Source organism: Paraburkholderia sp. Ac-20347 (assembly GCF_017104805.1).
GTDB lineage: Bacteria > Pseudomonadota > Gammaproteobacteria > Burkholderiales > Burkholderiaceae > Paraburkholderia > Paraburkholderia tropica.
In genome coordinates this window covers 1-8,599 of the sequence record NZ_JAAGPN010000310.1, presented here as the reverse complement: position 1 = coordinate 8,599, position 8,599 = coordinate 1, and the positions used below count along the sequence as shown (strand labels likewise).

Genomic DNA, 8,599 nt, shown 5'->3' with positions numbered 1-8,599 from the left:
CACGAGCGGCGACGGCCCGACGAAGCGCAAACCGGCCGCCGCGCAGGCGCGCGCGAATTCGGCGCTGTCGCTCAGGAAGCCGTAGCCGGGATGCACGGCGTCGCAGCCGTTCGCGCGCGCGGCTTCGACCAGTTGCGCGATGTCGAGATACGCGGCGGTGCCGCGTCCGGCGAGCGGCACGGCGAGGTCGGCGCGGCGCACGTGCAGCGACTGCGCGTCGTCTTCGGCATAGACCGCGACGCTGCGCAGATTCGCTTCGGCGGCGGCGCGCGCGATGCGCACGGCAATCTCGCCGCGATTGGCGATCAGCAGCGACCGCAGTGCAGGGTGGGGAGCAGGGGAGGCGGAGTTCGTCACAGCAGCTTGTCCAGTTCCTGTTTTCTGACCTTGCCGGTCGCGGTCATCGGCAATGCGTCGATCACGCGGATTTCCGGCACCTTGTAGACGGCCATCGAGGCGCGGCACCACGCGGCGAGTTCGTCGCCGCTCGCGCCGCTGCCCGGTTTGAGCACGACAAAGGCAACCGGCTGCTGACCGCGCGCGGCGTCCGCCTTGCCGATCACCGCGCTGCCCGCAATCGCCGGATGCTGGCCGAGCAGCGCTTCGAGTTCGCTCGGAAACACGCTCATGCCGTTCACCTTGAGCATTTCCTTGCGCCGTCCGAGATAGCGGATGAAGCCTTCTTCGGTGATCGTGGCGAGGTCGCCGGTATGCAGCCAGCCGTCGCGCAGCGCGTCGGCGCTGGCCGCCTCGCGCTGCCAGTAGCCTTTGAACAGCGACGGCGAGCGCACGCACAATTCGCCTTCGCCGCCCGGCGGCAGCAGCGCGCCGCTCGCGAAATCGCAGACCTTGAATTCGGTGCCCGGCACCGGCAGGCCGACGAAGGTCGGTTGCGCGCGCAGGTCGCGGTCGTCGTCCTGAAGGCCGAGCGTGAAGGTGTCGCAGGTGTGCGTTTCGGTCATGCCGTACGCGAATTCGTAGAGCGTGCAGCCCGTGAGTTCGCGCCAGCGGCGGCGGTAATCGGGCGTGAGCTTCTTGATGAACGAGATCGCGCCCACGCGTTGCAGCGAGCCGTAGTCGAAGTCGCGCACGGTCGGTTGATCGAGCACGTCGGCGACGCTGTCGACGAGCATGCCGCAATGCGTCACGCGATAGTGCTGCACGGCGCACATCCAGGCGAGCGCGTCCCAGCGCGCGAGCAGCACGAGCGACGCGCCCGCAAACACCGGAAACAGCAGGCCCGCGTTTTCGCCCGCGATCCAGAACTCGGGCAGGAAGTTGAGGAAGACGGTGTGTTCGTCGGCGTGCAGCGCGACCGGCGTGAAGCTCGCGCAGGTGTAGAGCATGTCGCCGTGCGTGTGGATGCAGCCCTTCGGCAAGCCCGTGGTGCCGCCCGTGTAGTTGAGCGCGGCGATGTCGTCGAGTTGCGGTTCGTCGTCGGGCACCGGGCCGTTGGCCGCGTCGAGCGCGGGCAGGAAGTCGATGGCGCGAGCGCTCGTCACCTTGGGCGCGAGCACGATATCGGGCAGCGGCACCGCCGATTGCGCGCCGCGCATCTCGCCCACGCTGGTCGCGATCACCTCGCGCAACGCGCACTCGTCGCGCACCTGATCGACCACGGACAGCAGCTGATCGGCGCAGATCACTACGCGCGCGCCGCTGTCCTTGAGCTGATAACCGAGTTCGAGCGCCTTCGACAGCGGGCTCACGGGCGCATGCACCGCGCCGAGCTTGAGGATGCCGTAGAACGCCACGTGCATCTGCGGACAGTTGGGCATGAAGACGGCGACGCGGTCGCCGCGCTGCACGCCGAGCGACGCAAGCAGCGCCGCGCACCGGTCGCTGAGGCGGTCGAGTTCGCCGTAGCTGAGCGTGCGGCCGTAGAAGTGCACGGCGGCACGTTGCGGCGCGCGGCGCGCCCACTCGCGCAGATAGGCCGTCAAAGGCCGCTGGCCGAGCGGATACTGCGGCTCGCGCGGCGCATCGGCGGGCCAGGCGCGCGCCCATTTTCGATGCAGATCGTCCAGATACTCGCGTTCGTTCATGGAAAGCCTCGCGGAACGCACACACGTGCGCCGGTTCGCAATGCGCGTTGAATCGCGGCGTGGAAACGACGAAACCCTGAATCGGTGATTCAGCGCGCCGCGCGTGAGAGAGAGGTCGCCGACCATCCATGATGTGCACGAACGCACTTTTCTGCGCCTGCTGTTTTTCCCGGTTGACTTTACCGCACGGTCGTGCGATTTATTTCGATACCCCGAACGCGCACCGCGTTCGCGTCGTTCCATCTGCATCACCCATCAACGTGTGAGAGGAAAGGAGACAGCGCATGGAGTCGAAGAACGTTCCGGAAGTGGCCGAACTGCTGCAGGATTCGCCGAAGAATTGGGGCAAGTGGGGCAGCGACGACGAAGTGGGCTCGCTCAACTATCTGACGCAGGCCGAGGTGTTGCGCGGCGTGGCGTCGGTGCGATCGGGCAAGACCTTCACGCTGCAGATCCAGATGGGGCATCCGAAGGGCGATCCGGTCTGGCCGGGGCGTTCGCAGGCGCGCCGCATGAACGTGATGGACAAGGGCCATTACCTGTGCGGAAAAGGCCCGCTGTTTCCAGGGCTCGCCGAATACGCCGACGACATGATGATCATGTATCTGCAAGGCTCGACGCAGTACGACGCGCTCGGCCACGTCTGGTACGACGATCAGCTCTGGAACGGCTACGACGCGAAGTCGACCATCGGCGGGCTGGAGAAAGCGAGCGTGCTGCCGATCGCCGAGCGCGGCGTGGTGGGGCGCGGCGTGCTGATCGACATGGCGCGCCATCGCGGCAAGGCCGTGCTCGATCCGGGCGAAACCTTCACGCACGAAGACCTGCTCGCGGCCGCGAAGGCGCAGGGCGTGCAGATCGAGAAGCGCGACATTCTCGTGATTCGCACCGGTTGGATCGGCTCGTTTTACGAGCGCGATCAGGCCGAGTTCTATCAGAACTTCGTCGAACCGGGGCTCACGTATAGCCGCGAACTCGTCGAGTGGTTCCATCGCATGGAGATCCCGAATCTCGTCACCGACACGATTGCAAACGAAGTCACCGTCGATCCGGTCTCGGGCGTGGCGCTGCCGCTGCACAACGCGCTGATGCGCAATCTGGGCGTGACGCTCACCGAAATCGCGCAACTCGATCCGCTCGCCGCCGATTGCGCCGAAGACGGCCAGTGGAATTTTCTCTACACCGCCGCGCCGCTGAAAGTGGTGAACGGCAGCGGCGCGCCGGTGAATCCGGTGGTGGTGAAGTAGGCGTAGCATCGCCCGCATTGCTTCCGCTGTTGCGTATTCGTCGATTCTTTGAGAACCGGTCCGCCCGCGCGGTGCCGCGATGCCGCCGTGCCGCGTTGAAAAATCGCCGCGCGGCGGCCTTTTTTTGCTGGAATTGCTGGAGCGCCCATGACGCCCTATGAAAGCAAACCGTGGCTTGCGCATTACGCGGCGGGTCACACGGCCACCATCGAACCGCAATACGGCGATGCCCTGAGTCTGTTTCGCGCGGCTGTGGCGCGCGCGCCCGCGCGGCCCGCGCTGCTGTATTTCGACGGCGCGCTCACCTACGCCGAACTCGATGCGCAATCGGACGCGCTCGCCTGCGCGTGGCGCGACCGCGGCATCGCGCGCGGCGAGCGCGTGGCGATCTATCTGCAGAACGTGCCGCAATTCGTGATCGCGCTGGTGGCCGCGTGGAAACTCGGCGCGATTGCGGTGCCGGTCAATCCGATGAATCGTGCGCGCGAATTGCGCGTGCTGCTCGCGGATTCGGGCGCGCGTCTGCTCGTGTGTCATGGCACGCTGCACGACGAGGTGGTGCGTCCGCTGCTGGCCGAAGAAGACGCACGCTTGGCGAACGGCGAGATCGCGGCGAGTGCGCGCGTACATCCGCAGGTGATGACGACTTCGGCGCTCGATTATCAGCAGCGCCACGACGAGCGTCTGTTCGCAGGCATGGACCGCGCGCGCGAAACTCAACCGCGCGACGATGCCGCAGACTTCCGCACCGTCATCGAAGCGTATCGCGGCCAGACGCCGCCCGCGATCGACCTCCGCAGCGACGACGTCGCCATGCTCGTCTACACCTCGGGCACCACGGGCGTGCCGAAGGGCGCGATGAACACGCACGGCAACGTGGCCTTCAACGCGCAGGTCTATCGCGACTGGGTGGGCTTGCGCGAAGGCGCGCCGCTGCTCGGCGTGGCGCCGCTGTTTCATATCACCGGGCTGGTCGGTCATGTGGGCGCGGCCTTCATCTGCGCCGCGCCGCTCGTGCTGGCGTTCCGCTTCGAACCGGGTGTGCTGCTCGACGCCATCGCCGAACACAAGCCGGAGTTCACCATCGGCGCGATTACGGTGTTTATCGCGCTGATGAATCATCCGCGCGCGACGCGCGAGCATTTCGCCTCGCTGCGCCGCATCTATTCGGGCGGCGCGCCGATTCCGCCGAGCGTGATCGAAGCGTTCCGCTCGCGCTTCGGCCACTACATCCACAACGGCTACGGGCTGACCGAAACGAATTCGCCCACGCACGTCGTGCCGGTCGGCAGCGAAGCGCCCGTCGATGCCGCGTCGGGCACGCTGGCCATCGGCGTGCCGGCGTTCAACGTGGAGTCGTATATCGGCGACGATGCGGGCCAGCCGCTGCCGGCGGGCGAAGTGGGCGAGATCATTTCGCGCGGACCGATGATCGTGCCCGGCTACTGGAACAAGCCGCAGGAAAGCGCGAAGGCGATCGTCGACGGTTACTTCCGCACCGGCGACGTGGGCTTCATGGATGCGCAGGGCTGGTTCTATCTCGTGGATCGCAAGAAGGACATGATCAACGCGGGCGGTTACAAGGTCTGGCCGCGCGAAGTGGAGGACGTGCTGTACACGCATCCGGCCGTGCGCGAGGCGGCCGTGGTGGGCGTGCCGGACAGTTATCGCGGCGAGACCGTGAAAGCCGTGGTGAGTCTCAAGCCGGGCGCGAACGTGACGCCCGACGAACTGGCCGCATACTGCAAGACGCGCATGGCGGCGTATAAATATCCGCGCATCGTGACGATCATCGACGAGTTGCCGAAGACCGTGACGGGCAAGATTCTGCGCCGCGAATTGCGGGGTTGAAATCGCGTTGAGACCTCGCCAATAGGTCTGGGCTATGACCGGTAGAGTTAATCGATAGTGGCCGATTTCGCCGATCCCACGTGTAATGCGTCAATCGTGCAATTCGAATGATGCAATGGAGGAGATCGAAAGTGAAAATCGTGGTGCCGGTCAAACGCGTGGTCGATTACAACGTGAAGGTTCGTGTGAAGTCGGACGGCACGGGCGTGGATATCGCGAACGTCAAGATGTCGATGAATCCGTTCGATGAAATCGCGGTCGAGGAAGCGGTGCGCTTGAAAGAAGCGGGTATCGCGACGGAAGTGATTGCGGTTTCTGCGGGCGTTTCGCAGGCGCAGGAGACGCTGCGTACAGCTTTGGCGATTGGCGCAGATCGCGCGGTGTTGATCGAATCGAATGAGGATTTGCAACCGCTGGCGGTGGCGAAGCTGTTGAAAGCGCTCGTCGATAAGGAACAGCCCTCGTTGGTAATTCTCGGCAAACAAGCCATCGACGACGATTCGAATCAGACCGGCCAGATGCTTGCCGCTTTGGCGGATCTGCCGCAAGCGACGTTCGCTTCAAAAATCACGGTCGCGGATGGCAAGGCAACGGTGGCGCGTGAAGTCGATGGCGGCGCGGAAACCTTGGCGCTGACGTTGCCCGCTGTCGTGACGACGGACCTGCGTTTGAACGAGCCGCGCTACGTCACGCTGCCGAACATCATGAAGGCGAAGAAGAAGCCGCTTGAAACGATTACGCCCGCCGACCTCGGCGTCGATGTCGCTCCGCGTTTGAAGACGCTGAAAGTTTCGGAACCGCCCAAGCGTAGCGCAGGCGTGAAAGTGCCTGATGTGAAAACGCTGGTCGAGAAGCTGAAGACCGAAGCCAAGGTGTTGTGAGGAGCGAATCGAAATGACGAATCTGGTAATTGCAGAACACGACAATCAGTCGATTAAAGCCGCAACGCTGAATACGATTGCAGCGGCGCAGAAAATTGGCGGCGATGTACATATGCTGATCGCGGGGCACAACGCGCAAGCGGCGGCGGATGCAGCGGCGAAAATCGTCGGCGTTTCCAAGGTGCTGCTGGCCGATGCGCCGCAACTCGAACACAGTCTCGCGGAAAACGTTGAAGCGACGGTGCTTTCGATCGCGAAGAACTACTCGCATATTCTCGCGCCCGCTACGGCAAGCGGTAAAAACGTTACGCCGCGTATTGCTGCGAAGCTCGATGTCGCGCAGATCAGCAATATCACTGCGGTTGAAAACGCTGATACGTTCGAGCGTCCGATTTACGCTGGCAATGCGATTGCGACCGTGCAATCTCAAGATGCCATCAAAGTCATCACCGTTCGCACCACAGCGTTCGACGCCGTCGCTGCGGAAGGCGGCAACGCATCGGTTGAAAAAATCGAAGCGGCAGCGGATAACGGCAAGGCGCAATTCGTCAATCGCGAAGTCACGAAACTCGATCGCCCTGAATTGACGAGCGCGAAAATCATCGTCTCCGGCGGACGCGGTCTTGGCAGCGGCGAAAACTACACGAAGGTGCTCGAACCGCTCGCCGACAAACTCAACGCCGCACTTGGCGCGTCACGCGCAGCCGTCGATGCAGGCTACGTGCCGAACGATTATCAGGTCGGTCAAACCGGCAAGATCGTCGCGCCGCAGCTTTACGTCGCCATCGGTATTTCAGGCGCGATTCAACATCTCGCGGGCATGAAAGACTCGAAGGTGATCGTCGCGATCAACAAGGACGAAGAAGCGCCGATCTTCACCGTGGCCGATTACGGTCTCGTTAGCGATCTGTTTACGGCCGTGCCGGAGCTTGCCGATGCACTTTGAGCCCAACACCACGACGCCCGTCCGAGACGACGCCGCCAAAGCCGCGTTCTTGCCGCAATCGTTCCTGTTCGTGCCGGGCAGCCGCCCCGAGCGTTTCGAACGCGCGCTCGAGAGCGGCGCGGACGCGGTCATCATCGACCTCGAAGATGCGGTCGAGCCCGCCGCGAAGGACGCGGCGCGCGAGAACATCGCGAACTGGGTCTCGCGCCGCCATCCGGTGCTGGTGCGCATCAATGGCCGCGCCACGCCGTGGTTCGAAGCCGATGCGAAACTCGGCGCGCTCGACGGCGTCGCGGGCATCGTGCTGCCGAAAGCCGAACACGGCACCGACGTGAGCGCGACCGTCGCGCTCGCGCGTCGCCGCGTGCCGGTGTTTCCGCTGATCGAAAGCGCGCTCGGCATGTGGAACGCGATGGACGTCGCGCGCGCGCCGTTCGTGAAGCGGCTGATGTTCGGCACGCTCGACTTCATCGCCGAAATGGGCATGCCCGACGACGGCGAGCCGCTCAATCACTATCGCTCGCAACTGGCGCTGATCTCGCGCGTGGCGGGCATCGACGCGCCGGTCGACGGCGTGACGCCCGACATTCAGGATCTCGCGCGCATCGAAGCCGACGCGCTCAACGGCAAGCGGCTCGGCTTCGGCGCGAAGCTCTGCATTCATCCGAAGCAGATCGACGCCGTGCATCGCTGCTATCGCCCGAGCGAAGCGGAACTCGCATGGGCCGCACGCGTGGCGCAAGCCGCGGGCGAGGCGCAGGCGGGTGCGATTACCGTCGACGGCAAGATGGTCGACCGGCCCGTGATTCTGCGCGCGCAGCAATTGCTCGCGCTGGCCGCGGCGGTGGCGCAGCAGGGCGCGTGAAGCGAATACACGCGGTACACGCGGCGTCGGGCGTTCATCCCGGCGCAGCCTGCCGCGCGCCGCGCAGCTTCGCGACGAGTGGCGCGAACACCTCCATCAACTCGGTCGTGCCGAAGCGCCGCTCGGCCTGACCGAATTCCACGTCGATTTTCCCCGCGTTGTGCACGTCGTAGAGATCGGTGATCAGACGCGCGTGCGCGTCGCTGAGCCCCGCGAGCTTCAGCGCGGGCGTCCATTGCTCGCGCGGCAATTCGCGCGCGGCGATGTCGCGTCCGCTCGTCTCGCTGAGCACGTCGGCGACATAGGTCGCGCTGATACGGCGAGGCCCCTCGACGCTCACCACCCGCACGCCGTTCGCGCGCGCCGGTTCCATCAGCAACGCCGCCGACACTGCGCCCACATCCTGCGCCGCGACCGTGGGAAAGCGCTTGTCGAGCGGATGATGAAAACTCGGCAGCATGCCCGATTCGAGCGCGCCGGGAATCACGCGCGTCCAGTTCTGCATATGCTCGGCGGAACGAAGCAGGATCAGCGGCGTCTCGATCGATTTCAGCGCCTGTTCGAGGTAATGAAACAGACTCGTGATGCCGGTGTTCTGCGCCAGTTCCGCGCCGTAATCGGAAATCGCGAGCAGCGTGGCGGGCGGATCGGCGCGCAGGGCGTCGGCGCTGATGTCGATCATCGCGCGCGTGCTGGCGGCGGGATCGGCGTCGCCAGGCGCGAGGGGACAGAGTAGCTGCACGGCGTGCGCGCCGCGTATCGCC

General features: G+C 64.9%; 8 protein-coding genes. 5 read left to right on the top strand and 3 right to left on the bottom strand.

Annotated features, from left to right (window positions below):
• Both G3N97_RS33605 and G3N97_RS33600 read right to left on the bottom strand, forming a co-directional pair.
• Positions 1 to 357 (bottom strand): biotin carboxylase N-terminal domain-containing protein (locus G3N97_RS33605; RefSeq protein ID WP_346778159.1); only part of this gene is annotated, 357 nt, incomplete at its 3' end.
• Positions 354 to 2,045: an AMP-binding protein gene (locus G3N97_RS33600; protein WP_205997197.1), complete on the bottom strand. Its 1,692-nt coding sequence runs from the start codon at positions 2,043 to 2,045 to the stop codon at positions 354 to 356. The genes G3N97_RS33600 and G3N97_RS33605, both read right to left, overlap by 4 nt.
• Before the next feature lie 284 nt (positions 2,046 to 2,329).
• Here G3N97_RS33600 and G3N97_RS33595 point away from each other — a divergent pair, with 284 nt between their 5' ends.
• From G3N97_RS33595 to G3N97_RS33575, 5 genes are all read left to right on the top strand, one after another.
• Positions 2,330 to 3,292, top strand: coding sequence for a cyclase family protein (locus G3N97_RS33595; protein ID WP_074981784.1), 963 nt, complete (start codon positions 2,330 to 2,332; stop codon positions 3,290 to 3,292).
• 147 nt (positions 3,293 to 3,439) lie between these two features.
• Complete coding sequence (locus tag G3N97_RS33590) at positions 3,440 to 5,143, top strand: AMP-binding protein (RefSeq protein WP_205997196.1); 1,704 nt, start codon at positions 3,440 to 3,442, stop codon at positions 5,141 to 5,143.
• Between the two features lie 131 nt (positions 5,144 to 5,274).
• Positions 5,275 to 6,024 carry an electron transfer flavoprotein subunit beta/FixA family protein gene (locus G3N97_RS33585; protein WP_205997195.1) on the top strand — a complete coding sequence of 250 codons (750 nt, stop codon included), beginning with the start codon at positions 5,275 to 5,277 and terminating at the stop codon, positions 6,022 to 6,024.
• Between the two features lie 13 nt (positions 6,025 to 6,037).
• Positions 6,038 to 6,970 (top strand): FAD-binding protein, encoded by a 933-nt coding sequence (locus G3N97_RS33580; protein WP_205997194.1) that lies wholly within the window; start codon positions 6,038 to 6,040, stop codon positions 6,968 to 6,970.
• On the top strand, positions 6,960 to 7,835 hold the full coding sequence (locus tag G3N97_RS33575) for a CoA ester lyase (RefSeq protein ID WP_205997193.1): 876 nt from the start codon (positions 6,960 to 6,962) through the stop codon (positions 7,833 to 7,835). The genes G3N97_RS33580 and G3N97_RS33575 overlap by 11 nt, the downstream gene beginning before the upstream one ends.
• 34 nt (positions 7,836 to 7,869) lie before the next feature.
• Here G3N97_RS33575 and G3N97_RS33570 read toward each other — a convergent pair.
• Positions 7,870 to 8,599 (bottom strand): NmrA family transcriptional regulator (locus G3N97_RS33570; RefSeq protein ID WP_205997192.1); only part of this gene is annotated, 730 nt, incomplete at its 5' end.